The organism is Endozoicomonas sp. ALC013 (assembly GCF_049310205.1).
In the GTDB taxonomy this organism is placed as follows: domain Bacteria; phylum Pseudomonadota; class Gammaproteobacteria; order Pseudomonadales; family Endozoicomonadaceae; genus Endozoicomonas.
Map to the genome: position 1 here is coordinate 1 of NZ_JBLYNS010000049.1, position 24,583 is coordinate 24,583.

Sequence of the window (24,583 nt, forward strand, 5' to 3'; positions counted from 1 at the left end):
ATGTATTGTTGCACAGCGTGGTTATGAGATGGTAAGCGGAAGCCGATTCGCTCTGCTTGCGAATAAACGCGGAGAATTCAGATGGTGTCCTGTTTTGATTGAGCATCAGGCATATAGACTGGGTGATAGCTTGCCGATCAACTGTGCCATTACAAGCCCATGCCAGTCTATCCCGGATCATATCTACAGGGCTTAAAACCTGCAAAGTCCCTGAGCCCGTTGCTATAGTGACTGGCTTCACCGTTATATCATCAGCAACACCAAGGGGCGGAGAAGGAAATTCGACAAAAAATTGTGTCGTTGTATTGTGGTAATATCTGCCTTTACGGACAAAACCAATAGCATTCATCGCCGCATCCAGTGCTTTTTGAGTGTTCATTGAGACATTAACCATGTCAATATCAAGCGTCTGGTATCGGTTCCCGGTGTATATCTCAACGGCCAGACCACCGACCACAACACACTCTATTCCGGCTTCAGCCAGGTGGCATGCAACCCTGGTTGCGACAGATACAATGCTCAATCCAGTGAAATCTGATTTTTTCAACCGGTTTGCCTCTTTCTTAAGTACTCAGTTGGTTTGGTAGATTTTCTCGGCCGGGATCTATTCATAACCAATTTACTTCTCAGTTGCTCAGGGTACGCTTTCAAGACCGCCTTGAGCAGTTCTTTCAAGGGGGCAATAAAGGCGTAACGAGGGCTGAATTCAAAACACAGCGTCTTGCCTATTCGTTTTGACACCAGAATCCCCGCATCTTCCAGCTTTATTAGCTGCTTCTGTACCTGACTGACAGGCAGATCAAAGAATTCGGCTATTTCCCTTCCATAGCCTCGCTCTCTGACCAGGATAAAAAGCAATACGCTTTCCTGACTTTTCCCCGATAATATTCCGTTTAACATGAACATAGCTGAACTCCTTAGCGATATGCGCCAGTTATTATGACCTCTTTTATAGGTTGTATGACCTTTATAATAGTATATATGACCTATATTGTAGGTCTTTTTGTTAATGGCAGCTCTAGGAGCCTGTGATATTGCCCAGCGATAGCCTTTATGGATCAGGTGTGGATGAAGAGGGCTGGGCAGTTTGATTGATAAGTCTTAATCCCCTTAAAAGCGGGGAAGTTCTGAAACGAAAGCCGCCAAGAAGTCTGATCCCAATGTCTGCAAGGGTGTCCTTCCACAACACATTTTTCTCTGGTGGGTCCGTTCTGTGTTGTAGTATTCCACCCAAGCATCCAAGTCCTTCTGTAATTCAGTCAAATCAGTGTAGACCTTCTTTCTGATAGAACTCGTTCAGAATCGTTTTATGGAAGCGCTCGTAGATCCCATTGGTTTGTGGGTGCCTCGCTTTGGTTTTCGTGTGTTCGGGGTCTCCCCCTGCTTGAACGCTTACGCGAGAACTAACTAAACATCAAGTCCAGCAAAAAGCCTTCTAGGTCATCATTGATGTCTTTTACGCCTAGATCCGGCAAGGCGATACTAACTACTTTTCCTCTATTATTGTCATACATGTAGTAATGGCCATCACCAATTTCCGCCAGAGGGATTAGTGCTTTCGGAAACCCTGAAATACCTCGAAAGTCCTTAAGAGCAGTTACGATATTCAGATAAGAGTCCTCCTTTACACCCAACCCAAAGGTTTCATGGGACTCATAGGAGATCACCCCAAAACTTTGTAAGTACGTCTTATATTCTGGAGAGAGTACCATACCCAACTGCGCTTCTGCCTGCTCAATCTGGGATATTGCTGCCGGCAAAGTATCCGCCTGATTGGTATCTATTTTTGCTGCCAGTTTATTCATTACACAACCCTATTTTCTAGTTCGGCATTTATAGCTTCAGCACGAGCCTTCCAGTGTTCTGCCCGCTCTTTTCCAAACTCTGAACGGTCAATTTCCGACTCTTTCTGCTTATCGTGCAAAACAATGTCGTTACCATTGCTCATATGCTCTGCCTTAGTCAGTTCTGCTAAGGGAGCATCAGATGTTTGACCAATATGGTGTAGCTCATAAGGCCTACCATTACTGTCGATTGGTGCCTTGCCACTTTCCATCCTTTCCAGATTGGTTTTTCCAAAGTCATCTCTTATGTCCAGATCAATATCGCTCCGAACAAGTGCATCCTTTCCATTGACAACCTCACACCTAAGATTCGCGTCACAATAGATATCCGCTTCTTGTTTACTGCCAATAGCTTCAATGACTTTGTCGGAATATCCCCGTTCTTGTAAACCTTCAGCCTGGCTATCAGATATTGCCTCCAGCTCGCTTCTTGAGCTAATCCTATCAGTGATAGGACTATCCAAAGCCTTCATTTCTTCCTTTGAAAGATCCGACTTTTCAAAAGAACTGAAAATGGCAGGCCGCTGCTCTGATAGCACTTCTTTAAATGCTGTTATGTCCATCATCAGGCACTCTCACGGGTAATGTAGTTATTCCAGGCAACGTATAGGTGCTGATAATCTCTGCCTCTACGCGTCATACTTTTCATAAATGACTGTTCAACAGTTAACATCATGTTTGTAGAAACATTTCCTAACTGTTCTTGAACCAAATCAGTAAGAAGTGCGTGCAGCTCCTCTACATCAGCAACAGAATCTATAGCCTCTCGAATTTTCTGTTCACAGCCGAGAATGTCTACGATGGTACAAGCAAGTAACTGAAAATGACTGTCTTCGTGAATTGACAGCCGTTCAGACTTAGCTCCATCTCTAAGAGATTCATTCAGGGCCATTTTCTGATGTGCAGGCAAGCTACTTTTATCAAGACTAGTAACAAGGGCTTCCAACGGGACTTTTGAGGATTCACGGCACCTTGGAGCCAGTAACCACTGTAGTAAATGAGAACGGTATTGCTTTTCATCCCATAAATCAACCTCCTTCTTATAAAGGTAAAAGCCATCCTCAACAGCAAAGTGGTTGATCTTACACAGTACCGCTTCAAGCCAATCATTCTGGTAGATAACACCAACCCCCTTGGGCAAACGAGCCAGCTCATCAAGCTGGTCATCCGTTAGTGCTGCCGACTTTCCAGCAAGAAAACGGTCGGCCTCATCCGGAAGACGCATCAGGATTTTGGTATTGGTATTGCGAATAGCACTGAGATGCACCGCAGATGGTGATTGGTCAGCAATAATAAAACCTTCACCATAGGTTCTCATCTCTGCGATCGCATTAGAAAGCATCTCGACAGACTTTTCTGCCATATTGCTTCCTTCCGCACCTGAGCTGATATTGCTGGCTCTCAGAATATTATGAGCCTCTTCGAGAACGGTTACATGACGCAGAGGCTGGTTCATCAACGCCTGCTCAGCGCGATATTCGCTGAGTTTTATAACCAATAGCCCCATAAGCAGGGACTTGGTCTCCTGGGAACCCACCCGGCTCAAATCTACGATGACATTCCGATCAAATAGCTCTTCAGTACTGATTTCATCAGCAGAGAAAATCTGCCCACTTAACCCATTAACCATGGATCGGATGCGTGTCACCAGTGCACCCGTGTAATTGCTCTTCATCTCTTCCGAATAAGCAGATTGAGCAATAACCTGTTCTAGCTGCACAAGTAAGTCAGCAAACGTCGGAAAAAAGACTTTTGTCGTATTTTGGACTGAACTCGATAAATTCCATCCGCATTGCTCATAGCTTCGCAATACAGCATCTTTCAGAATGGCTGGCATCGCCGCATACATTGGCCAGCAAACGTTGAAGACCTCTATAAGCCGATCAACGTGTTCCAATACGTGGGTTTCTTCGGGAAATGAAAACGGATTAATCTTCAGCAATTCGGTATATTTGCCGTTGGTGCCGAGAACTCGAACATCATCCCTGTTCCCAAAAACATGCTTGTATTCACCTTTCGCCGGTTCAATGACCAGAAAAGGAATACTCTTTTCCTGCAACTGATCAAGAAGCTCATAAGCAGTATTACTTTTTCCTGATCCGGTGGAACCAGTGATAAAAACATGACCGGTCAGACAATCCAGATTCAGATTTACTTTCTGGGAAAGGTCTGTCCATAAATGCCGCACTTTGCCCAACTCGATTGTTCGCTCTTTATCGTTTTGTACTTCAGACGTATTCAGAGACTGAACCTTGCGCCCGAACGCTGCTGTTTCCTGCACAACAACTGTTGAAGTTGAACGGCGGGGAAGACTCAACTGAATTGCCATCTCCTTGCCAGAGACTAATGTTGCTGGTGTCAGGTGAGCAATTCGGGCATTCGCGGCAAAAGTAGGTCTTAGACGAGGATGCATAAGCTGTCCGAGCCACTGGGATACTTCTGCCCCTTTCTTGCCATTCCAGGTTGTTAATGCAAAATCTTCCGTAGACGACTGGGTGCCTCTGGTTAAACCCAGAAAGATACTGGCCAGAGATTCTGTGGTCGCCGGGCTGTCACCAATAAAGTATGCAGTACTTAACCAGCCACCATGACTTTTGGCTTCGTTGATACGTGCCAGATGATGATCAATTTTATCCAGCATCCCCATGATGCCTTTATCCATGGTCTCGTAGCTGATTTGTTTGGATTCTCCACGAGTTTGAGTCAAACCCTGTGTATTGGTACGACTGATTGTATCAGTCTGGGTGGTTGTTCGGCTGTTAGCAGTTGAGTAGTTGGTTGACTGCGTCTGACTTTCACCTGCCGAAGAAGAAGAGGAAGTACCCTCAGTTTTCGTTGTTTGGAATAAACTCGCAGCACCTGTCGCTCCAACTAAACTCATACCTCCAGTCACAGGAGCAAAAACCACTCCAAGCGCCAATGCGCCTAATCCCAAAGCCCTACTCGCTGAATCTGCTTCAGTTGTGCTACTGTTTGTCCCATAGGTCTGACTGCTTGTTTGGGTATTATTTCCACTGGTTCCTTTGGTTTCGGTCAGCCCTAAACTTTCACCAAGGGATTTACTTAAGCCATCACTAATGCTCTGACTTACTGCCTCACTATCCTGAATACCATAAGAAAACTGACGTTTGGCTAACGCTGAAAGCTGAGTAGCAACCTGCTCATAGCCGGTTTTGACAGTATTCAGCTCCTGCATCGACACAGGTTCAGCCAGAATCAAGCCTTCATACACCTTACTTTCTGCGGCATCGATAAATCGTTCCAGCCCCTGCATAAAGTGTTCCTGGTCTGCTGTAGACAAAGAAGGAACACTACTGACTGCCGTCACAGTTGAGCTTTGAACCGCTTCCGTCAGACTATCAAGCAAAGTATCTACATCAGGTCCGTTAAGAGAGCGAAGCAAACTGCCCGGGAAGTGCCCTTTAAACGTTGCTTCCAGCAAGTCGCCAGAGTTTTTACCCAGCATTTTGCCCGGCTCTCCGCGAGTACCTATAAAGAGCAGGGTTTCATTACCATCCGATTTCAGAAAAACAAAAACCGTATAACCCGCTGCACCCAGGGCGGTGTACGCAGCGGTAATACTTTCCAGAACAGACTGCTTGTTCTCCTGAACAAGCCGTTCAATACGAAAAATACGTACATCCGCACCACGATTGATCCGACCAATAGACTGGCTATTAATAGGCAGCACATCATAATGCTTTAACTCTGCCAGATAGCTTTTATTAATCAGGTCATGAGCCGTATTCAGTGTGCTTAGTGCTGTTTTTCTCTGGAACAGCTGCATCCGTTGTTGGGCGGTCTGGTTTTCAGGTGTGTGTGTTAGGTCGTTCATAGGAATACTCAACCAATAATCGTAGCCAGCAGTACAGCAGCCACAACAGCCAATACACCGGCAATAACAAGAATAGGTAAGATACTGTTCTTTCCAGAGTCAACACTCTCAGGCTTCTCTCGCTCTGAGCGATTAGTATTTTGACTACTTTGCTCCGGCCTGTTTGGTCGGGTTTGTGAGCTTTGCTGCACTGGAGTCTGTGAAGTGGAAACCGGGTGCTCTTTAATACTAAATACCCGCTCTCTAACAGCAAGCATATGGCTGAGACGTTTTTCTGAAAAATTGGAAGAGGCATAAACTTCCTGCAGCCCGTAGTAGTCTGCACTCCATTGGGTCATATCCGGGTTGATAGCCTGTGCGTAAGCATTTTCTTCGTATGAAACGAAGAGGTTTGGCTTTTGTTTTAACGCCCAGGCTATTGCTTGCCGAATATATGTATTGCCCAGTGTTTTGTCGTTCATCTCCATGAAAAGAGCCATCCTGATTTTGGATAAATCCCCATCATTAACACTATTGGCAAGAGGTCGGGATGGCTGAAAACCATTCAGGTTTATAGTAGTAAATTCTCCACTCATGGAATGATCCTGTGATGGTGATAATGAATGCTGAGGCTGGGATGCACTGGCTTCTGATAACGTAAACCCGGCAATTCCCTGTTCAATCAAATGACTTTTCACCTTTATAAGGTGCTCAATGCGCTTCTGACAAAAATTTTGTTTTGCCATTTGTGCCTGTTTATCGAAATAACCAGGGCGTAACCACTCTTGCGGATTTTCCGACATAGCTTCTGTCAAGCTATCAACCCGGTATTCCTCCAAGAGTGCTCGTTTGTCTTCCGGGAAAGAAGCAAACTCCTGTCGCAAAAGCTCAGGTGTTTGATTCCGATCCTGAATAAACCCTATAAATAGTGCTTTAAAATCGGCGGCTGTCAGCTCTAAAGCAGATCTTCCAATCTCACTTGCCATGCTCAAAATTCCTGGAAAATACCACCCACATAGACAGTTGGTGGCTTTTGTGTAGATCAGAACTGCAAGATTGTTGCCAGTTCCTGCTTTAGTTTACTGATTTCTTTTTGTTCCGCTTTAGCTTGAGCGATCGCTTTTTCCCGCTCATCCTTATTCGCGACTTTGCAGTTTAAGTCATCAAGCAAAGCATCAAACTTAGTCATGAATTCTTCTTCGATAAAATTCAGGTAGTTATCAATCAACTTATCTTTATCATCAATAATGCGCTGAATCGCACCATTCTTAAGATTCATAAACTCTGTTCGAATAACGATGACTCGTTCTTTCCATAGATCCTGAAGATCAACGTATTCTTCCGTACTATACACGGCAACTTCTTTAGAGCTTCCCCATGAGAAAGGGTTATACCACTTGGATGTGCTAACGGTTCTATAGCCAGTAATCACCTCTCTTGAGCGAATCTCATCTCTTTGGAGGTCAATATCAAGAGATATAGAGCTAATGGACTCCTTTAAACTCTTAAATGCGGGTAACTCCAGAGAACGACTATCAGGGAACAGGGAAGCAATGTGTTTGAGGTACTCATCATGAAGCTGAGACTTTATTAGCTCCTGAGAACCCTGAAAAGCCTGTTCGTACTCGTTAATGGTCTTATTGAAGGCAAACTCAATATCTCTGGAAGCTATCTCCAGTCTTTTTTCTGCATTACGGGCAGTTGTCTCACCAACAAAATCATCACCAAGTTCGCGAATATTGCCTAAAATTCGGCCTTCCATTTCATTTAACTGGCTCTGAATTTCAGGCGGAAGGTCATGCCCCTCATGTTTGATCCTTTCCTTGTAAGCCTGAGTATTAAAGCCTCGGTCACGACGTTCCTTCAGGCTCTCGATCTCCACCAATAACTGATGAAGTTCTTTCTCGTCGGTCTCCAACTGGCGGATCAACTCTGCTTCCTGCATACCTTGCTCTATAGCAGAAGTCAATGCCTGATGGGCGCGATTTAAACGCATAGGGAAACTGTATTTGTTGATGTATTCATCAATCACCGCTTCAATTGCGGGTAAACCACTGTTTCGTAAAGCCTGCGACGTTGATTTATCCTCCATTGCCGCAGCCACTTTTGGGCTCAACGGCATATATTGAGGAAATGCCATGGTAGGTTCTTCAAGAAGTAACTCTTCGATATTCCGTTTATCGCCACGCTCTGTCCGGGTCAGTTCACCCTGCTTGCGCAACAAATAAGCCATACGGGCAGAAACCGGATAAATATTTGGGTCATGAATCCCATTTTCCAGCAAATACTTTCTTACCCGGTCAAGTGCTTCGGCAATGTTTTCACCTTTTTCGGGGTCAAACATATCCATCTTGTTCACAACAAACAGGAAGCGATCTTTACTCTGCTTACCACCCTTACTCATGATGTCAGAAACAAGCCTGAGCAAATTTCGATCATCATTGGTACCCAGTTGCGTTGCATTGAGAACATACACAATCAATGGGTTCCGGCGGGAGTCCTGAATAAAGCCAAGAGTAGTTCTCTCATGCTCTGCATCCTGACTGTTGTTAGGTCCCGGAGTGTCAGTCAGCACCAATTGCACATTGTCATTTTTTGCGACTGAACGAATATCGCCGTGTAATGAGATTGTTTTGGTTTCTTTGTCAGCGTTCCATTGACGAAGAATATCCAGATGAACAGCCTCACAACGTTCAACCTCGTCTCCTTCTCGATTGAAACACTCTCCCCGGAATACCACTCCCTGAGCTTTGTCGTCATGAATATGAGCAATCGTCGCTGTGGTTGCTTCATTAGCCGCAGGTAGCAAATCCTGCCCTAACATTGCATTAATGAACGTTGATTTACCGGAAGACATGGTAGCGACAACATAAACGTCAAAGTTATTGTTCAGTGCTTCCAGAAAATCTCGCTGCGCATCATCCCCGCTGTTTGCCAGATATTTTTCAAACTTGGGGGTATTTTGGACCCTGGCCATCAACTGTTTGATTTTATCCAGTCGGCTCTCCGTTGGCTCTACCGGATTCCAGCTAAGTTCAATCATCATTCCGGCATTCATGGCTTTTTGAGCTGCTTCCTTCAGATCCTCGTAATCGGATTCAACGCCGGTAAACTCGATATAAAAACTGGAACTGCCATTAAAAATGTCACGCAGTTTAAAAAAGATCTGCTCTACCCATAGCTGTAAGCGTTTGGTGCTGTATCCTGCAATATCTGAACTTTCAGAAGGAGCCTGGCCATCAATCAAAAACCTGGTTTCAACCAGAAATGGATTGTGCTCGATATATATATGATTCATTAGTATGTACTGCTCTTATGCTCGTAAAGATGTTAATGAGGTATCTGGAAATGTCGTCGCTCTTCAAGCCGATTGAGTGACCAATGCTTCAATTGTGCTTAGCCCTGTGTAATCGATAAAAGCTTTAAGCTCTTTACGGCTCATCTCCTCAAACCCGCCCTTAAATGCATTATTAAGTCTCCGACGCTGATTGCGCTTGATCCTGTGGGGCATGATTGCTGCATTGCTTAGATGTAGAGCGCTGTCACGGAAACGCTCAAGCTCAGAGAAAAGCATATTTCGATCACTACGCCCTACTTCGACATTTTTCACAAACTTCTTTGCGGTCAATGCAGGAAGCGCCATAACAGGAATAATCACGGGATTTTGAAAGCCAAGCCCTGATAAATACTTCTCGGCATTACGAACATAGCGCTCTGCTGTTTCACCGAGTTCTTCATCAAGGGCATCAACTTTATTCAGGGCAAAAATCACTTGGTCTGTTGGATGGATCTCCCTGATGGTCTTGAGGACTTCCACATCATCAGTAGTTCCAAGCTGGGTAACATTGATTACGTAGAGTAATGTACTGTCCGGATATGACTTAATCGCTTCAATAAAAGTTGCCCGATGCCGCTCATCCATACTGTTATTTGCTCCGGGAGTGTCTATGAAGGTGTATCCCGAAAGCTTGGAACTCAGCAAACCGCTTGAGGCCGGAAAACGGATATCCATTGATGAAACATCATCAGATCTGTTCCACTCTTTCATCTGATCTGCAGATAATAGCCTGCTCATCTCAGCGGGCAGACCTTCACAGCAGTATGCAGTGGCTTTTGCACGCCCCTTTTTGACAATCGTGATTCGCGCGACTTTCGCAGTGGTCGCTTCATTCGCAGAGTGCAGTAAATCTTTGCCAAGCAAAGCGTTTATCAATGAAGACTTACCAGCACTCATTGTTGCCGCAACCAAAATAGTTTTAGAGGATTTGCTCATGAATAACTTAATCCGAAATATTGCCTGAACTGGCTAACCACTGGGTAAAATTCTGCTGAATATGTTGGTGCAGTTTCCTGGGTGAGATGACCTTGATATTGGGAATCCAGCTCTGAACAAGGGGAACGATCTGTGAATAACTCCAAGCGCAAGCCCGGATAATCAGCGTGCCATCCGGCTTTTTCTCAAGAATCTCCTGTCTGGGTAGGAGCGCCTTTCTCTCAAAAAAGAATGCCACATCAGGGTGAACTTCAAGCGTAACTTCAAATTCGGGTTGACCAAACCAGACAGAGTCATGCTCTTTGATCTGTTTGATAATAGCTTCATCAATAGCAAAGTGCTCATTTCCTAAAGATGCCAGCTTAATGCGCGCAAGAGAAAATGCTTTCAGAACACCTTCTGCAGTAGCAGCCAGATACCAACTTCCCCGGTAGAACACCATCATGTAAGGATTAACTTTACGAGTTTTGTTCTTGTATAGAAATTGAACTTCTCGCTTACTCTGAATGGCTTTTTCAATGAGCGTATGGAGTGACTCAATAAAATCCATTTCCAGAGGTGCTTCCTGAAAATGGTAACAACCACCGGTATTCTGGTTGACAAAATTGATCAGAAACCTTGCAGTTTTGTGAGGAAGAGCCTTTTTTAAACCAAGCCTGTCGATAAGGCTAACCAAGTCATGCTCGTTGAATACATGAGTCGATGTCGATGTAAGCCTATAAGTACCAGTGATCGGACAACGATCCAAAGCCGTGCCAAGACGATCCAAATCCCTGCGAATGGTTTTTGTGCAGACACTATACCGCTCTGCCAACTCTTGAATTTTCAAGGGTTGGCCGCTATGAGCAAGCAGAATAATGTCAGCAAGACGATTGGCAAGAAAGGTATTTCTCATCAGGTACCGATAGACCACAAACCACTAAAAGACACCTAATAATACAACAATGGATGGACAGGTTGTGTCCACACAGATCAATAAATCAGAATATATAACTTCAAATATATGATCAAAGACGTATATTTCAAGTAACTTAACCAATCTTGCTAACGGGCACGCTATTATTCAGCAATATGCCTTACCATCAGATTTCAATGTTTTTACCATTGCTCTGCAAATAGCAGCCTTTCTTTTGCAATTTGAGCCATAGCCTTGGCATTTTTGTAATAGCAACGTGTCTCATGTTCGGGGTGTTTTTTGCCACGCAGCCCCATGGCTTTTCTGGAGGTGTTGGCTTTGGCTCTTGCTTCCAGTTGCGATTTGGGGATAAACCCACACAAGTCGTGCTCAATATGAGAAAGGTAGGATTTGCGCTCTACCCACTGATCGGCAAACCAGGCCATCGGGCCTGGCTGAAACTGCTCGCCTTCACAGACTTCATTCGCGACCGTGCCTTGCCCCATATCGGTAGGGCCCTCACCACTGAACAGCAAATACATCGGTAACCCCTGTTACAGTGAGTTGATTTCATCAACCAGTCGATTCAGGTCAGTATCAATAAAAGCCTCTCCGGGTCCCATTACTGCAAGCTTTTCTTTCAGAGAGGGAATGGAGAAAAACGGGATAGCCCGGGTATACCCTTCCGCCGTTTTGTAGAGATACTGCACGCTTCTGGTTGCAATATCGTCCTCCATAAAATTGAGAATCATCGGGCTGTGAGTCGATACCAGAACCTGCTGCTCCGCCTGCACCAATGTATCAATCAAAAACTCGATAAGCTCTGGATTGATGCCGTTCTCAATCTCATCAAAGGCCATAAAACTGTGCTCGGTCATCAGCTGGGCCAGAATGGCCATAATTCGCAACATACCGTCGTTAACATGGCGAGCTTCCGTTGGCAGCTCCTGATGTTCGAAGACCTCGGCGATATTCAGTGCTTTCCAGCCGGATCGTATTGACCGGGTTTTAATCTCCTGAAGTCTTGGATAGGCCTTTTTCAAACGGTCCCGCAGTGCATTTTTATATTCCTGAGACATCTCATGGATATAGGCAGACATTCTTTGTCCACCCAACCCCATTTCTCCTTCACTGTTTCTGGCTTTTTGCCGCAAAAACTGGGGAGCCAGCAATTCCAGAGAACGAAATTGCCGGAAGAACAATTTGAACACTTTCAGCTCATCAGACAGCTCCTTGTCGAGCAACTGGGAAAGAATTGACCCCTGGTAGGAGAAACGGATGGGCTGGTGGATATTACCCAGGGTGTAAGCGCCATCAGCCACCGTAAGCAGCGTATACGTTGTGAAGTTCACACAATCCAGCACAATCTTTTCCTGGGTACAACGCTGCTGATCTGTGTTAAATACCGCTTCCCAGGTCGTCATGGACCCATCCATCAAGTGCATGCTCACGGTAAACAAGATCAGCTTCTTCCTGCTTTTGCCAAGGCGACTGGTCAGCTCAGAAGCTTTCCAGTCACGCTCTTCAAGCCATCCCTTAATATCACCTTTGACCTGTTGGGCCAGAAAATCCATAAACTGCAACACTGTGGACTTACCGGCACCATTGAGCCCTATCAGGCAGTTGAAGCTATGCAGGGATAGGTCAAACCCACCAGGGACTTGAAGTTTTCAACCCGGATATGGTCGATCCACATCGGATGTGTGTTGCCCATTATCCTTTCACTCCCGTCACGTCCTTCACATTAGCCAACAGTGTACCAAACTTGCCATAGTTCACCTTTACCCCATCATTCAGATCCAGGGCAATGCGTAGGTCGGTGAGGTGCCGCAACTGTTCGTCAAACTTACGCAATTCCAGCTGCTGGTTCTGACGCATACATAACAATCGAAGTTTAGTGTGCACGATTCACTGTCTATGTGCATGATATATTGTTTACGTGCACGATTTATTAGGATTATACAAATTTATACGTACAACCCGGCACAGTACCCCGAAGCCCAGGCCCACTGGAAGTTGAACCCGCCGAGGTGGCCGGTGACATCCAGTACTTCACCCACAAAATAAAGCCCTGGCTGGTTCTGGCTTTCGAAGGTTTTTGATGAAATATTGTTGGTAGCTACGCCGCCCAGAGTGACTTCGGCTTTTTTATAACCTTCGGTGCCCGCTGGCATAAATACCCAGGATTCCAGGTTTTCGGCCAGGCGCAGCAGCTCAGTTGCAGAAAACTGGTTCATGGGCTTACGACCACTGTCTGTCAATTTTTGCAGTTCTCCATAAGTGCATAGAGCGGTTGTCAGACGTTTGGTTAATTTATCTGAGAGTACTGAGCGAATTTCAGCCCTGGGTTTTGCTTCTCTGAGTTCATTCAACCAGTCCTCTATGGCGATACCCGGTAGCCAGTTGATGGAAACTTTATCGCCAGGCCGCCAGTAGGAGGAGATCTGCAATATGGCAGGCCCACTCAGCCCTCGGTGGGTAAAGAGGACATTCTCCCGAAAGCTCTGGCCATTGCAGCTGGCGATGACATCGGCACTCACACCGGATAACTCAATAAAGTGGGCCAGCCACTGTTTGTCCATGGTGAATGGCACCAGGCCTGGCACCCTTTCAATTAAATGATGACCGAACTGCTCGGCCAGTTCATAGCCAAGACCGGAAGCGCCCATGGTGGGGAATGACAAGCCACCGGTGGCCACCACTAACGATGTGCAGCGGATTTCTCCCAATGTCGTATCCAGCGTAAAGCCTTCTTCATCATCCAATGGTTTAACGTGATGTAATGCTGTCTTCAGGCGAGTGGCGACACCGGACTTTCTGCACTCTTCCACCAGCATCTCTACGATATCGCTGGATTGCTGGTTGCAGAACAGCTGCCCCAGGGTTTTCTCATGCCAGGGAATCTGGTGCTTATCCACCAGCGCCTGAAAATCCCACTGGGTGTAGCGGGCCAGTGCCGATTTACAGAAATGGGGATTTTGGGAGAGGTAGTTTGCCGGTTCAGCGTACATATTGGTGTAGTTGCAGCGGCCACCGCCGGAAATCAGAATTTTCTTGCCAATCTTATTGGCATGGTCGATGACCAGCACCTTTCGGCCGCGATCACCTGCCGTCAGTGCACACATCAACCCGGAAGCCCCCGCTCCAATAATAACGGCATCGTATTGCATGGATGGTAATAAGGGTTGATTTACTGGCATAGAGGTCTTGCATCTGATAATGGAAGGCGCGAACTATAGCGAATATAAGAAGAAGGTTCCAGAATCCGATTTTTTTGGCACAGAGTGCACATTCATCAAAACAAACAGCCATTTATGCATGGGAATACATCAGGGCTTTTTTTCCGGAAGCGGCTTCGGTCTCATTCAGGTGTATCATAGCGAAACCTCCTGACCAGTGACTGAGGATGATGTTTACCAGTTTTCTATGCTTATTTAAGAGAGCCTATTGCCTCTCCCATTTTAATTTTCTTACCTGTGATTAAACTCTCTTGCCAATCAACCTTATCTTTTCCAAAAAGACATATCACGGTTGAGCCAATACGAAACGCCCCCAGATCATCTCCAATACGAAAGGGTAAATCATTAAAACTCTTTTCATGAATGTGCGCACGCTTCCCACCTTTTCTATGAGGCTCAATTATCCCATTCTCCCAAACGGTTTCAATACTGGATACATTAATTGCCCCTACCATAATCATTGCCATAGGGCCCTGGGCTGTATCAAAAATACAAACTAACCGCTCATTCTTGACGAACAAATTATCAATATTTTTTGCCGATTTGGGACTGACGGAATATAGCTTACCCGGAATATGGATCGTCTTTTTCAGTTTTCCGGATATGGGCATGTGAAAACGGTGATAATCACCAGGTGATAAATAGATATTGGCAAAACTCCCCCCCTGGAAAGCATCAGAAAGCTCCTGATCTCCACCTAATAAATCTTTGATATTGTATGTATGTCCTTTGGCCTGGATAAGTTCTCCTGAATCTATTTTCCCAGCCTGGCTAATTGTTCCATCAACAGGTGAGGCAACTTCTGTAATTGAAGCAATGGGTCGTGCATCTTTTTCCAACTTTCTAGTAAAAAAGTCATTGAAACATTCAAAATCTTCAGCTCGCTTTTTAGTAGCCTCTTGAAGATTAATGTTATGCATCCAGATAAATTTGCGGATTAACCAGTTTTTTATAACCTTTGTTTTGCATTCAGCTAATTTTCCAAACAGGTTGGAGAAAGTTTTGTGTGGTAACTTCATCTGAAGCTTAATCGTCAGTTTTTCAAAAGAGTTTGCTGCCATTTTTCTTACTTTCAATCCTGCCCATTTTTTCTTTCTGCCTTTTGTCTTATGAGCATCTTCAGGACTAAAAGTAACTTGCCGAGCGGTTTTTTCAGGTATGATAGCTGATGAGTTCATAATTAATTCTTCCTTGATTTATTGAGTACTTCAACAAATTAATCAGGTTGATGTGAAGTAATTATCCACTATTGAGTTATTACTCAAATGCTTGGTATAGGTTTGCCCATAAGAAGTGTCTTGATACGATAAGGTAAGCTCACTAAATACTATTTACTATTAAACTTTAGTCTCCATAAAGTAGCGTTATTTGTTAACTCAATGATTAATAAGATAAAAATCAAGATATGATTTCATCATAAAAAAACCCTGCAAAAGCAGGGCTCTTTGACAGCACAAGAACTGAACTTATTTGCCCAGTTTCTTGCGAACCGCCTGAAGGGTTCTGAGCTGGGCAGCCGCTTCAGCCAGTTGGGTGGCTGCCCTGGAGTAGTCGAATTCGCCACTTTGGTGTTCCAGGGCTTTTTCTGCCTGACGCTTGGCTTCTTCAGCCGCCGCTTCATTCATGTCGTCGGCTCGCAGTGCCGTATCCGCCAGGATCTTGACCTGGTTTGGCTGGACTTCCAGGAAGCCACCGGACACGTAGAAAACCTCTTCTTCACCATTTTGGGTAATGAGTCGGATCGGTCCGGGTCTCAGTTCGGTCAGCAGCGGAGTATGCCCTGGGGTAATGCCCAGGTCTCCCATGGAGCCGGTAGCAATCAACATCTCTACCTGACCTTTGAAGATCTCCTGCTCGGCACTAACGATGTCACAATCTACGGTTGATGCCATTGGGTGCTATCTCCTCAGAATTGCCCACTGCCCGCCTCCCGTAGGAACATGCGTCTTTTCGGGCAGCGGTCTTATTTACATAGACTTGGCTTTTTCAACCGCTTCGTCAATGGAACCGACCATATAGAAAGCCTGTTCTGGCAGCGCATCAAACTCACCTTCCAGAATGCCCTTGAAGGCACGAATGGTGTCTTTCAATGGCACATATTTACCCGGAGAGCCGGTGAATACTTCTGCTACGAAGAAGGGCTGAGACAGGAATCGCTCAATCTTACGGGCGCGGGATACGGTCTGCTTGTCTTCTTCAGACAGTTCGTCCATACCCAGAATGGCAATGATGTCTTTCAGCTCTTTATAGCGCTGCAGTACTGTCTGCACACCACGGGCAACGTCGTAGTGCTCCTGGCCAATGACCAGAGGGTCCAGCTGACGGGAGGTGGAGTCCAGTGGGTCAATCGCCGGGTAGATACCCTTGGAAGCGATATCACGGCTCAGTACTACGGTGGCATCCAGGTGGGAGAATGTCGTTGCAGGGGATGGGTCAGTCAAGTCATCCGCCGGTACGTATACCGCCTGAATAGATGTGATGGAACCGGTCTTGGTGGAGGTAATACGTTCCTGCAGTACGCCCATCTCTTCCGCCAGGGTTGGCTGGTAACCTACCGCAGACGGCATACGGCCCAGCAGTGCCGATACTTCGGTGCCCGCCAGGGTGTAACGGTAGATGTTATCAATGAACAGCAGTACGTCACGGCCTTCATCACGGAATTTTTCCGCCATGGTCAGACCGGTCAGGGCGACACGCAGACGGTTTCCGGGTGGCTCGTTCATCTGGCCGTACACCAGCGATACTTTGTCGATAACGTTGGAGTCGGTCATTTCGTGGTAGAAGTCGTTACCTTCCCGGGTACGCTCACCGACACCGGCAAATACCGAGTAACCGGAGTGCTCGATGGCGATGTTACGGATCAGCTCCATCATGTTGACGGTTTTACCCACACCGGCACCACCGAACAGACCCACCTTACCACCTTTGGCAAATGGGCAAACCAGGTCGATAACCTTGATCCCGGTTTCCAGCAGCTCGTTGGTGGCGGCCTGGTCCGCGTAACTGGGTGCCTTACGGTGAATGGCCGCTCTCTCTTCTTCCCCGATAGGGCCTTTTTCATCAATAGGATTACCCAGGACGTCCATGATACGTCCCAGGGTTTTGGTACCCACTGGCACCTGAATCGGTGCTCCCGTGTTGGCAACGTTCAAACCACGGGCAACCCCTTCGGTAGAACCCATGGCAATGGAACGAACGACACCATCACCCAGCTGCTGCTGAACTTCCAGTACCAGATCCTTTCCATCAACATTCAGTGCGTCATACACTTTGGGCACGCTGTCCCGTGGGAATTCGACGTCGATGACGGCACCGATAATTTGTACGATACGACCGCTACTCATAGTCTTTCCTCACCCCTTAATCTTTTAAACGGCCACGCTTTTAAACAGCCGCAGCACCGCTGACAATTTCAGACAATTCCTGTGTGATCGCAGCCTGACGGGCCTTGTTGTAGACCAACTGCAGGTCATCAATCAGGTTTCCGGCGTTATCGGTGGCACTCTTCATGGCCACCATTCGAGCCGCCTGTTCACAGGCATTATTTTCAACCACCGCCTGGAACACCTGAGACTCGATATAACGTACCAGCAGACCATCCAGCAGCTCTTTGGCATCAGGCTCATACAGGTAGTCCCAGGGTCTCTTCAGGGACGCGTCATCATCCGGTACCAATGGCAGCAGTTGCTGCACTTGCGGCGTTTGGGTCATGGTGTTGACGAAGTCGTTGTGCACCACAAACAGACGGTCAATTTGCCCCTCGTCGTAACGGTCCAGCATCACTTTGACCCCGCCAATCAGGTCGGCAATGTTGGGTGAGTCCCCAATATGCGCCATGGCTGCCACGACGTTACCACCATAGCTGCGAAAAAAGGCGGCAGCCTTGCTGCCAATCAGACAGAGGTCGATGCCGACACCCTGGTCAGTCCACGCCTTCATGCTTTCTACGGTCTTCTTGAACAGGTTAATGTTCAAGCCACCGCAGAGACCACGGTCAGTAGAGACGATAATGAAGCCAACCCGTTTGACGTCACGCTCAACCATAAAGCTGTGTTCGTACTCTGCATTCGCGTTGGCGATGTGTCCTACCACCTGACGAATACGCTCAGCATAGGGGCGGCTGGTTTCCATCCGCTCCTGGGCCTTACGCATCTTGCTGGCAGCCACCATTTCCATGGCGCTGGTAATTTTCTGTGTGCTTTTAATGGACGATATCTGCGTCCGTATCTCTTTTGCCCCGGCCATAATCAGTTTCCAGTTGTCAGTGATCAGTGGTCAGTTATGGGTGGCCAGTTGCCAGTCAGGCTGTTCACTGCCCACTGACAACTGCCCACTGACAACTGATCACCATGTCTGGGTGGCCTTGAACTTCTCAATGACTTCTTTAAGGCCTGCTTCAATCTCGCCGTTGTAGTCCCCGGACTCATTGATGGTCGCCATCAGCGCACTGTGCTCAGCGTTGGCATAGCTGATCAGGGCGGCTTCAAAGTCACCAATCTTGTTCAGGGCCACATCTGCCAGGAACCCTTTCTCAGCGGCAAAGATAACCAGTCCCATTTCCGCTACCGACATGGGGGCGTACTGGGTCTGTTTCATCAGCTCAGTAACCCGCTGACCATGCTCCAGCTGCTTACGGGTGGCTTCATCCAGGTCAGAAGCAAACTGGGCAAACGCCTGCAGTTCACGGTACTGGGCCAGGGCCAGACGGATACCACCGCCGAGCTTCTTGATGATCTTGGTCTGGGCTGCACCACCTACCCGCGATACCGAGACACCGGCGTTCATGGCAGGACGGATACCGGCGTTGAACAGGTCGGTTTCAAGGAAGATCTGACCATCGGTAATGGAGATAACGTTGGTGGGTACGAAGGCCGATACGTCACCCGCCTGGGTTTCGATGATGGGCAGTGCGGTCAGGGAACCGGTCTTGCCTTTTACTTCACCGTTGGTGAACTTCTCAACGTAATCCGCGTTCACCCGTGCCGCACGCTCCAGCAGACGGGAGTGCAGGTAGAAGACATCGCCAGGATAAGCTTCACGGCCCGGTGGACGACGGAGCAGCAGGGAAATCTGACGATAAGCCCAGGCCTGTTTGGTCAGGTCATCGTAGACGATCAGGGCATCTTCACCACGGTCACGGAAGTATTCCCCCATGGAGCAGCCGGCAAACGGTGCCAGGAACTGCATGGCCGCCGGATCAGCCGCACCGGCTGCCACCACAATGGTGTGGTCCATGGCACCGTGCTCTTCCAGCTTGCGCACCACGTTGGCAATGGTGGACTGCTTCTGACCCACAGCAACATAGACACACTTAACGCCGGTGCCTTTCTGGTTAATGATGGCGTCGATCGCCAGGGCGGTTTTACCGGTCTGACGGTCACCGATGATCAGCTCACGCTGGCCACGGCCGATGGGCACCATGGAGTCAACGGCCTTGTAGCCGGTCTGCACCGGCTCATCCACCGACTGACGGGCAATCACGCCGGGTGCTACTTTTTCCAGGGGAGAGGTTTGCCCGGTTTGCAAGGCACCTTTACCATCAATGGGGTTACCCAGGGCATCAACCACACGCCCGAGCAGTTCATTGCCCACGGGTACTTCAAGAATTCGACCGGTGCACTGAACGGTCTGGCCTTCCGCCAGATCGCCGTAGTCACCCAGGACCACTGCACCGACAGAGTCACGCTCAAGGTTCAGTGCCATACCGTAGACATTGCCCGGGAACTTGATCATCTCCCCGTACATGGCATCCGCCAGACCATGAATACGTACAATACCGTCAGTTACGCTGACAATCGTGCCCTCATTCTGGGCTTCACTGGACACATCAAGCTGCTCGATTCTGCTCTTGATGATGTCACTGATCTCGGAAGGATTCAGTTGCTGCATAGCTTACCTGCCCCACTTAACCACAAACGTACAGTTTTATTGATTCTCAACCCGATGGCTTATTCCGCCCTGGGCACTATTGCTGTTGGCACCTGACAGAAGCCTGAGTGAAAAACTGCACCTTTGGGCTCATGAGCGCCGCGGCCTCCTACTCTCTATTGTTGAGCTCAAGGCTGTATTGATTACTCAGGAAATCATCGCATCGGCGAGCTTGCCCAGCCGGGCACGGAGACTGCCATCAATGACCAGGTCACCCGCTTTGACGATAACGCCACCTAAAATGCTACTGTCGATCTCTGTCACCAGTTGAACAGAACGTCCAAGTCTGGCCGCCATTTTTTCTGCCAGTTTATCTTGCTGCTCCTGACTCAGGGGATACGCTGACGTCACCTGCACCTGCTGGGAACGTTCTTCTTCCGCTCTCAACCGGGCAAACAGGACAGCGATTTCAGGCAGCAGTTGCAGACGACGATGTTCTGACAATACCCGAAGATAATTCTCAAACGGCTGATCCAGTGAACCGTCGCCCTGACACAGTCCGATAATGGTTTCTGCCTGTTGCGCACCACTCAGTTGCGGATTGCCCAGCAGCTCAACCACTTTCTGGTATGCACTCACACTGGCACAGAGCGACAGCATGTCAGACCATTCGCTCAAACGTGATGCATCACGGGCATATTCAAATGCCGCTTTGGCGTAGGGACGGGCACAGGTTGTTAATTCCATGATCTCCAGCCCTCTTAAAGTTCCGCCGCCAGATCATCAACCAGCTTGCTGTTCGCTGCCTCGTCCAGACGTTCACCCAGAATTCGTTCAGCACCGGCAATAGCAAGGCTTGCCACCTGCGTCCGCAGTGCTTCACGAGCCCGGTTAGCGTCCTGCTCAATTTCAGCAGCAGCAGCGGCCTTCAGGCGGTCACCTTCAGCACGGGCCTGTTCTTTGGCTTCATCGACAATCTGGTTTGCGCGCTTGTTGGCTGACTCAATGATGCCCTGGGCTTCAGCTCTTGCTTCTTTCAGCAGGTCAGCAACCTTGTCATTGGCCTGAGCCAGGTCTTTTTCTGCTTTATCAGCAGCAGCCAGACCATCGGCTATTTTTTGCTGTCGGTCACTCAGCGCTTTGGTCAGAGGTGGCCACACATATTTCATGCAGAACCACACAAAGAACATAAAAGCGATGGATTGGCCGATCAGAGTAGCATTTAAATTCACGCCAACACCTCTTTTAGTTAATGTCGTTGGCTCCTTTCAGAGCCTGGCCTTTTCTCAACGCAGGTCGGCTCCCGGGGGAACCGACCTGCGTGGCTTGGCACCTGGTCGGGCATTAACGTCTTTGCTTAGAGCAGTCCAACGAACGGGTTAGCAAAGGTGAAGAACAGGGCAATACCAACGGCAATCATTGGGATCGCATCCAGCAGACCCGCAACGATGAACATTTTGGTTTGCAGCATAGGCGCAGTTTCCGGCTGACGGGCAACCCCTTCCAGGAATTTGCCGCCCAGCAGGGCAAAGCCAATACCCGTTGCCAGCGCCGCTACACCCAGCATGATGGCAACACTGATTACTGTCAGACCAACTACCAGTTCCATATTTCCTCCCGACTTTTCAGGTCGTGTGTTGTGAGATTCAGTGGTTAGTTAAAGTTAATTTATCCAGTGGGCAGAGCTCCTGACAGGATATGCTGCCCGGTTACCTTTCACTCAGTGATCTTCATGAACGCTGCTCAGATAAACAATGGTCAGGGTCATGAAGATGTAAGCCTGAAGGGTAATAACCAGAATGTGCAGAACAGCCCAGCCAAAATGCAGTGGCAGCTGTGCCCAGCCAATCATGGCAATCAGGATAAATATCAGTTCACCGGCATACATATTGCCGAACAGTCGCAGCCCGAGGGAAACGGGTTTGGCTAACAGGGACACCGTTTCCAGCAGCAGGTTGACAGGAATCAGAATAACCTTCGCCAGCGGATTCTTGCTGGAGAATGGGTGCAGCGCCAGATCAGAAAACAGGCCAGACACACCTTTCACCTTGATCCAGAAGAAGAGCATCAGGAAGAAGACACTGATCGACATCGACATGGTGATGTTCGGATCCGTCGATGGCACGATCTTCATGTAGGGAATGCCTGCCAGTGTTGCCAGACCGGGAATCCAGTCCACAGGAATCAGGTCCATCAGGTTCATGAAGAAGATCCAGACAAAAATGGTCAGGGCCAGGGGGGCAATCAGTGGGTTTTTGCCATGGAAGGATTCGCGAACGCTGGTGTCCACAAATTCGACAATGGATTCAATGGCATTTTGCAGCTTACCGGGAACACCGGCAGTCGCATTTTTGGCCACAAAGCGGAACAGGAGAACAAACACAAAGCCGAGGAATACCGACCAGAGCATGCTGTCTACATGAATTGCCCAGAACCCCATTTCTTTGGCTTCAGCGGGGGTCAGGGCAAAAGTCCAGGTTGGCTCGGTCAGAACCCCCTGAGGATGCCCATAAGCATCAATTCGCTGATAACCAGCAGGCAGCTGACCATACGTCAAATTCTGCAAGTGGTGCTGTATGTATTCAGTAGCAGTATTTGCCATGGCTAATCCTGTTAATCATCCATTACATTGTCAATATCAAAGCTGCCAGGAGCCTGATCTGAAATCAGACAAAGCCGTAAGCAGCTTTTCCACTTAAACACTTTTCAGCAATCAACCGCCATGGGCGGGGCGTTGTTTACCAACCATTACTTGACTGGCTTTTGCCGACGAACCACCAGCAATGGAGCAAACCAGCTGACTGCCTGAACCATGATAAAGGTTCCAAACAGTGCCAGGGGTTCCAGTGGTTTAACCAGGGTAAACACCAGAATAAAACCCGCTGTGGTCAGTACCAGTTTGCCAGCTTCTCCACGGTAAAATGAGCTGACAATCAGTTTTGCCGAGCGTGCGCCGCGATAGCGGAACGCTCGCCATACAAAATACGCATTGGGCAGTGAGCAACAGAGTCCTCCCAGAAACGAAGACAATGTAAAAGTGATTCCCAGAGGAAGCAGTGCCAGGGCCAGCACCGCAGATACCACCAACTGGGCGACAATAACACGATGCACTGGTGGCTGTTGGAGCCACATGTATTGACGATGATCAGAACGACCGGACTTGCGGCTGGCAAATCCAGACCAGTCATCACGACCCATTGCTATCTGCTGCTTCCAGGCTTTTGCTTCTGACATACTTCCGTTAACTACTGCTCAGTTATCTTTCCCCGCTTTCATCAGGAAAAGGGGGAGCAAAAGATTATTGCATGCACACCGCGTAAAATTTTGTTGGATTATGTCATCACCTGTTATTTGATTGATGATTTCTGACATCCCAGCGGCCGCAGTATATGGGTAATAGTACCTATATTCAACCGAAACCATACCTGCCAATTAATATTTCACAAAGTCATAAAACATAGAATTCGGTAGAACAGCCGGTCAGCACGCGCCGTATAAGGGAAAGGGGAATATGCCCTGACATTTAGCCGGTAAAAGCAGCGTCTGAGAAATCAAATGCCCTGTGTATAAAAATCAAACGTTTTCAAAGGGCTTGCTTGTAAGGATGAATTGGCACAGCTGAGTAAAAACTGTACTTTTGTACTTTCTCTTATGGGTCAATAGATAAAAATGACGCTTCAGGTTCAGCCCTGTCACCCCAATCGTTGCCATATGCCCGGTATCCAGAGTGGACTTTGCCGCCAGACTTGAAATACAGGCGATACCAACACCGTCACTGACCGCCTGTTTCACCGCTTCTGAACGGTTCAGCACCATGGCAACCTTAGGCGACGGCAGCTGAGTAGCAATCATCTCATCGAACAGTTCCCGCGTACCCGAGCCCGGTTCTCTTAATACCCACAGCTCATTGGCGAGTGAAGAGAGTGGAATATTGCCCTTATTGGCCAATGGATGATCCGGGCTGCAAATAACCACCAGCTCATCTTCCAGCCATGTGGTTACCTCGATATCCGGATGCAGGCAGACACCCTCGACGACCGCAAGATCTGTGTTGAAATCCAGCAGCCGCTGCTCAATGACTCGGGTATTATCAATTTCCAGATCAATTCTGATACCGGGATAACTTTCCCGGAATCGGGCAAGCATTTTGGGCAACAGGTTATTGCCTATGGTGGAGCTGGCATTCAAAACCAGAGAACCCGACTCATAGGATCCATCCCCGGCAAACTGGTTTTCCAGCTCCTTTGCGCGATCAATCAATTCGGATGCCTTTGGCAACAGGGCACGGCCGGAATCATTCATCTTCAGACCTGCGCCCTGATTACGGTCAAACAGTGGCCCCAGGTGCTTTTCCAGTTCCGATAACGCCATGCTGGCCGCCGGTTGGGAAATATGCAAACTCTCAGCAGCACCAGTCACCCTTCCGTACTGAGCCACCGCCCGAAATATTTCCAACTGACGAAGCGTAATATGCATTTAATGTACAACCTATTCCATCAACAGAATCAAGGCATAAGAATACTTGATAGGCTCACAAAGTATTATTGATTTTTATAATAATTTCACCGACATATACTGAAATTATCGTTATCCCATCACTGAATTTATTCAGTTAATTCGAGTTGTATCATGAAGAACAGTGGTATCAGC

At 47.8% G+C, this 24,583-nt stretch carries 24 protein-coding genes and 1 pseudogene; all 25 read right to left on the reverse strand.

From position 1 onward, the window contains the following. On the reverse strand, positions 1 to 523 hold a 523-nt coding region (locus tag ACO6V1_RS11000; protein ID WP_422466876.1), incomplete at its 3' end, for a nucleotidyltransferase. Positions 524 to 543: 20 nt separating this feature from the next. Continuing rightward, on the reverse strand, positions 544 to 906 hold the full coding sequence (locus ACO6V1_RS11005; protein ID WP_422444582.1) for a winged helix-turn-helix domain-containing protein: 363 nt from the start codon (positions 904 to 906) through the stop codon (positions 544 to 546). 204 nt (positions 907 to 1,110) lie between these two features. Beyond that, positions 1,111 to 1,375, reverse strand: a pseudogene (locus ACO6V1_RS11010) (integrase core domain-containing protein); the annotation flags it as partial. Between the two features lie 28 nt (positions 1,376 to 1,403). Next, positions 1,404 to 1,805, reverse strand: a complete 402-nt coding sequence (locus tag ACO6V1_RS11015) for an SMI1/KNR4 family protein (RefSeq protein ID WP_422444580.1) — start codon at positions 1,803 to 1,805, stop codon at positions 1,404 to 1,406. Continuing rightward, the gene (locus ACO6V1_RS11020; RefSeq protein WP_422444578.1) at positions 1,805 to 2,410 is read right to left on the reverse strand and encodes an HNH/ENDO VII family nuclease; all 606 of its coding nucleotides are present in this window, start codon (positions 2,408 to 2,410) and stop codon (positions 1,805 to 1,807) included. Before ACO6V1_RS11020 ends, ACO6V1_RS11015 begins: the two co-directional genes overlap by 1 nt. Then, on the reverse strand, positions 2,410 to 5,691 hold the full coding sequence (locus ACO6V1_RS11025; RefSeq protein ID WP_422466878.1) for a helicase HerA domain-containing protein: 3,282 nt from the start codon (positions 5,689 to 5,691) through the stop codon (positions 2,410 to 2,412). The genes ACO6V1_RS11020 and ACO6V1_RS11025 overlap by 1 nt, the downstream gene beginning before the upstream one ends. Then, positions 5,688 to 6,644, reverse strand: a complete 957-nt coding sequence (locus ACO6V1_RS11030) for a hypothetical protein (RefSeq protein ID WP_422444574.1) — start codon at positions 6,642 to 6,644, stop codon at positions 5,688 to 5,690. Before ACO6V1_RS11030 ends, ACO6V1_RS11025 begins: the two co-directional genes overlap by 4 nt. A 56-nt stretch (positions 6,645 to 6,700) precedes the next feature. After that, the gene (locus tag ACO6V1_RS11035) at positions 6,701 to 8,956 is read right to left on the reverse strand and encodes a dynamin family protein (protein ID WP_422444572.1); all 2,256 of its coding nucleotides are present in this window, start codon (positions 8,954 to 8,956) and stop codon (positions 6,701 to 6,703) included. A 63-nt stretch (positions 8,957 to 9,019) separates the two neighbouring features. Next, on the reverse strand, positions 9,020 to 9,931 hold the full coding sequence (locus tag ACO6V1_RS11040; protein WP_422444570.1) for a dynamin family protein: 912 nt from the start codon (positions 9,929 to 9,931) through the stop codon (positions 9,020 to 9,022). Positions 9,932 to 9,938: 7 nt separating this feature from the next. Continuing rightward, positions 9,939 to 10,826, reverse strand: coding sequence for a helix-turn-helix transcriptional regulator (locus ACO6V1_RS11045; RefSeq protein WP_422466879.1), 888 nt, complete (start codon positions 10,824 to 10,826; stop codon positions 9,939 to 9,941). 203 nt (positions 10,827 to 11,029) lie between these two features. Then, positions 11,030 to 11,368 (reverse strand): hypothetical protein, encoded by a 339-nt coding sequence (locus tag ACO6V1_RS11050; protein WP_422444568.1) that lies wholly within the window; start codon positions 11,366 to 11,368, stop codon positions 11,030 to 11,032. A 12-nt stretch (positions 11,369 to 11,380) separates the two neighbouring features. Then, a complete protein-coding gene (locus tag ACO6V1_RS11055; RefSeq protein WP_422444566.1) occupies positions 11,381 to 12,400 on the reverse strand; it encodes an AAA family ATPase in 1,020 nt (339 codons plus the stop codon). A gap of 139 nt (positions 12,401 to 12,539) precedes the next feature. Continuing rightward, positions 12,540 to 12,704: a hypothetical protein gene (locus tag ACO6V1_RS11060; RefSeq protein WP_422466881.1), complete on the reverse strand. Its 165-nt coding sequence runs from the start codon at positions 12,702 to 12,704 to the stop codon at positions 12,540 to 12,542. An 89-nt stretch (positions 12,705 to 12,793) separates the two neighbouring features. Further along, positions 12,794 to 14,026, reverse strand: a complete 1,233-nt coding sequence (locus ACO6V1_RS11065) for an NAD(P)/FAD-dependent oxidoreductase (protein ID WP_422466883.1) — start codon at positions 14,024 to 14,026, stop codon at positions 12,794 to 12,796. Between the two features lie 230 nt (positions 14,027 to 14,256). Continuing rightward, on the reverse strand, positions 14,257 to 15,243 hold the full coding sequence (gene asd / locus ACO6V1_RS11070) for an archaetidylserine decarboxylase (protein WP_422466885.1): 987 nt from the start codon (positions 15,241 to 15,243) through the stop codon (positions 14,257 to 14,259). A 288-nt stretch (positions 15,244 to 15,531) separates the two neighbouring features. Then, complete coding sequence (locus ACO6V1_RS11075) at positions 15,532 to 15,957, reverse strand: F0F1 ATP synthase subunit epsilon (protein WP_163369859.1); 426 nt, start codon at positions 15,955 to 15,957, stop codon at positions 15,532 to 15,534. Between the two features lie 75 nt (positions 15,958 to 16,032). Beyond that, on the reverse strand, positions 16,033 to 17,409 hold the full coding sequence (gene atpD / locus ACO6V1_RS11080; RefSeq protein WP_101747441.1) for a F0F1 ATP synthase subunit beta: 1,377 nt from the start codon (positions 17,407 to 17,409) through the stop codon (positions 16,033 to 16,035). 40 nt (positions 17,410 to 17,449) lie between these two features. Next, positions 17,450 to 18,310, reverse strand: a complete 861-nt coding sequence (atpG, locus tag ACO6V1_RS11085) for a F0F1 ATP synthase subunit gamma (protein WP_101747442.1) — start codon at positions 18,308 to 18,310, stop codon at positions 17,450 to 17,452. Positions 18,311 to 18,409: 99 nt separating this feature from the next. Next, on the reverse strand, positions 18,410 to 19,954 hold the full coding sequence (gene atpA / locus ACO6V1_RS11090) for a F0F1 ATP synthase subunit alpha (protein WP_209276722.1): 1,545 nt from the start codon (positions 19,952 to 19,954) through the stop codon (positions 18,410 to 18,412). A gap of 186 nt (positions 19,955 to 20,140) precedes the next feature. Beyond that, positions 20,141 to 20,683 (reverse strand): F0F1 ATP synthase subunit delta, encoded by a 543-nt coding sequence (locus tag ACO6V1_RS11095; protein ID WP_422444742.1) that lies wholly within the window; start codon positions 20,681 to 20,683, stop codon positions 20,141 to 20,143. A gap of 11 nt (positions 20,684 to 20,694) precedes the next feature. After that, positions 20,695 to 21,165, reverse strand: a complete 471-nt coding sequence (locus ACO6V1_RS11100) for a F0F1 ATP synthase subunit B (protein WP_101747445.1) — start codon at positions 21,163 to 21,165, stop codon at positions 20,695 to 20,697. Between the two features lie 125 nt (positions 21,166 to 21,290). Next, positions 21,291 to 21,542, reverse strand: coding sequence for a F0F1 ATP synthase subunit C (gene atpE / locus ACO6V1_RS11105; RefSeq protein WP_020581950.1), 252 nt, complete (start codon positions 21,540 to 21,542; stop codon positions 21,291 to 21,293). Positions 21,543 to 21,653: 111 nt separating this feature from the next. Next, a complete protein-coding gene (gene atpB, locus ACO6V1_RS11110) occupies positions 21,654 to 22,535 on the reverse strand; it encodes a F0F1 ATP synthase subunit A (protein WP_422444556.1) in 882 nt (293 codons plus the stop codon). Positions 22,536 to 22,681: 146 nt separating this feature from the next. After that, positions 22,682 to 23,167, reverse strand: a complete 486-nt coding sequence (locus ACO6V1_RS11115) for an ATP synthase subunit I (protein ID WP_422444554.1) — start codon at positions 23,165 to 23,167, stop codon at positions 22,682 to 22,684. Between the two features lie 339 nt (positions 23,168 to 23,506). After that, positions 23,507 to 24,409, reverse strand: coding sequence for a LysR substrate-binding domain-containing protein (locus ACO6V1_RS11120; protein WP_422466887.1), 903 nt, complete (start codon positions 24,407 to 24,409; stop codon positions 23,507 to 23,509). Between the last annotated feature and the right edge of the window lie 174 nt (positions 24,410 to 24,583).

Excerpts from the sequence above, each read along its gene's own strand:
- ACO6V1_RS11050 (WP_422444568.1), bottom strand. The coding sequence starts at position 11,368 with ATGTATTTGCTGTTCAGTGGTGAGGGCCCTACCGATATGGGGCAAGGC.
- asd (WP_422466885.1), bottom strand. The coding sequence starts at position 15,243 with ATGAACTCATCAGCTATCATACCTGAAAAAACCGCTCGGCAAGTTACT.
- atpD (WP_101747441.1), bottom strand. The coding sequence starts at position 17,409 with ATGAGTAGCGGTCGTATCGTACAAATTATCGGTGCCGTCATCGACGTC.
- ACO6V1_RS11060 (WP_422466881.1), bottom strand. The coding sequence starts at position 12,704 with ATGCGTCAGAACCAGCAGCTGGAATTGCGTAAGTTTGACGAACAGTTG.
- ACO6V1_RS11045 (WP_422466879.1), bottom strand. The coding sequence starts at position 10,826 with ATGAGAAATACCTTTCTTGCCAATCGTCTTGCTGACATTATTCTGCTT.
- atpB (WP_422444556.1), bottom strand. The coding sequence starts at position 22,535 with ATGGCAAATACTGCTACTGAATACATACAGCACCACTTGCAGAATTTG.
- ACO6V1_RS11115 (WP_422444554.1), bottom strand. The coding sequence starts at position 23,167 with ATGTCAGAAGCAAAAGCCTGGAAGCAGCAGATAGCAATGGGTCGTGAT.
- ACO6V1_RS11005 (WP_422444582.1), bottom strand. The coding sequence starts at position 906 with ATGTTCATGTTAAACGGAATATTATCGGGGAAAAGTCAGGAAAGCGTA.
- ACO6V1_RS11020 (WP_422444578.1), bottom strand. The coding sequence starts at position 2,410 with ATGATGGACATAACAGCATTTAAAGAAGTGCTATCAGAGCAGCGGCCT.
- ACO6V1_RS11120 (WP_422466887.1), bottom strand. The coding sequence starts at position 24,409 with ATGCATATTACGCTTCGTCAGTTGGAAATATTTCGGGCGGTGGCTCAG.
- ACO6V1_RS11035 (WP_422444572.1), bottom strand. The coding sequence starts at position 8,956 with ATGAATCATATATATATCGAGCACAATCCATTTCTGGTTGAAACCAGG.
- ACO6V1_RS11065 (WP_422466883.1), bottom strand. The coding sequence starts at position 14,026 with ATGCCAGTAAATCAACCCTTATTACCATCCATGCAATACGATGCCGTT.
- ACO6V1_RS11030 (WP_422444574.1), bottom strand. The coding sequence starts at position 6,644 with ATGGCAAGTGAGATTGGAAGATCTGCTTTAGAGCTGACAGCCGCCGAT.
- ACO6V1_RS11075 (WP_163369859.1), bottom strand. The coding sequence starts at position 15,957 with ATGGCATCAACCGTAGATTGTGACATCGTTAGTGCCGAGCAGGAGATC.
- atpG (WP_101747442.1), bottom strand. The coding sequence starts at position 18,310 with ATGGCCGGGGCAAAAGAGATACGGACGCAGATATCGTCCATTAAAAGC.
- atpA (WP_209276722.1), bottom strand. The coding sequence starts at position 19,954 with ATGCAGCAACTGAATCCTTCCGAGATCAGTGACATCATCAAGAGCAGA.
- ACO6V1_RS11015 (WP_422444580.1), bottom strand. The coding sequence starts at position 1,805 with ATGAATAAACTGGCAGCAAAAATAGATACCAATCAGGCGGATACTTTG.
- ACO6V1_RS11055 (WP_422444566.1), bottom strand. The coding sequence starts at position 12,400 with ATGGATTTTCTGGCCCAACAGGTCAAAGGTGATATTAAGGGATGGCTT.
- ACO6V1_RS11040 (WP_422444570.1), bottom strand. The coding sequence starts at position 9,931 with ATGAGCAAATCCTCTAAAACTATTTTGGTTGCGGCAACAATGAGTGCT.
- atpE (WP_020581950.1), bottom strand. The coding sequence starts at position 21,542 with ATGGAACTGGTAGTTGGTCTGACAGTAATCAGTGTTGCCATCATGCTG.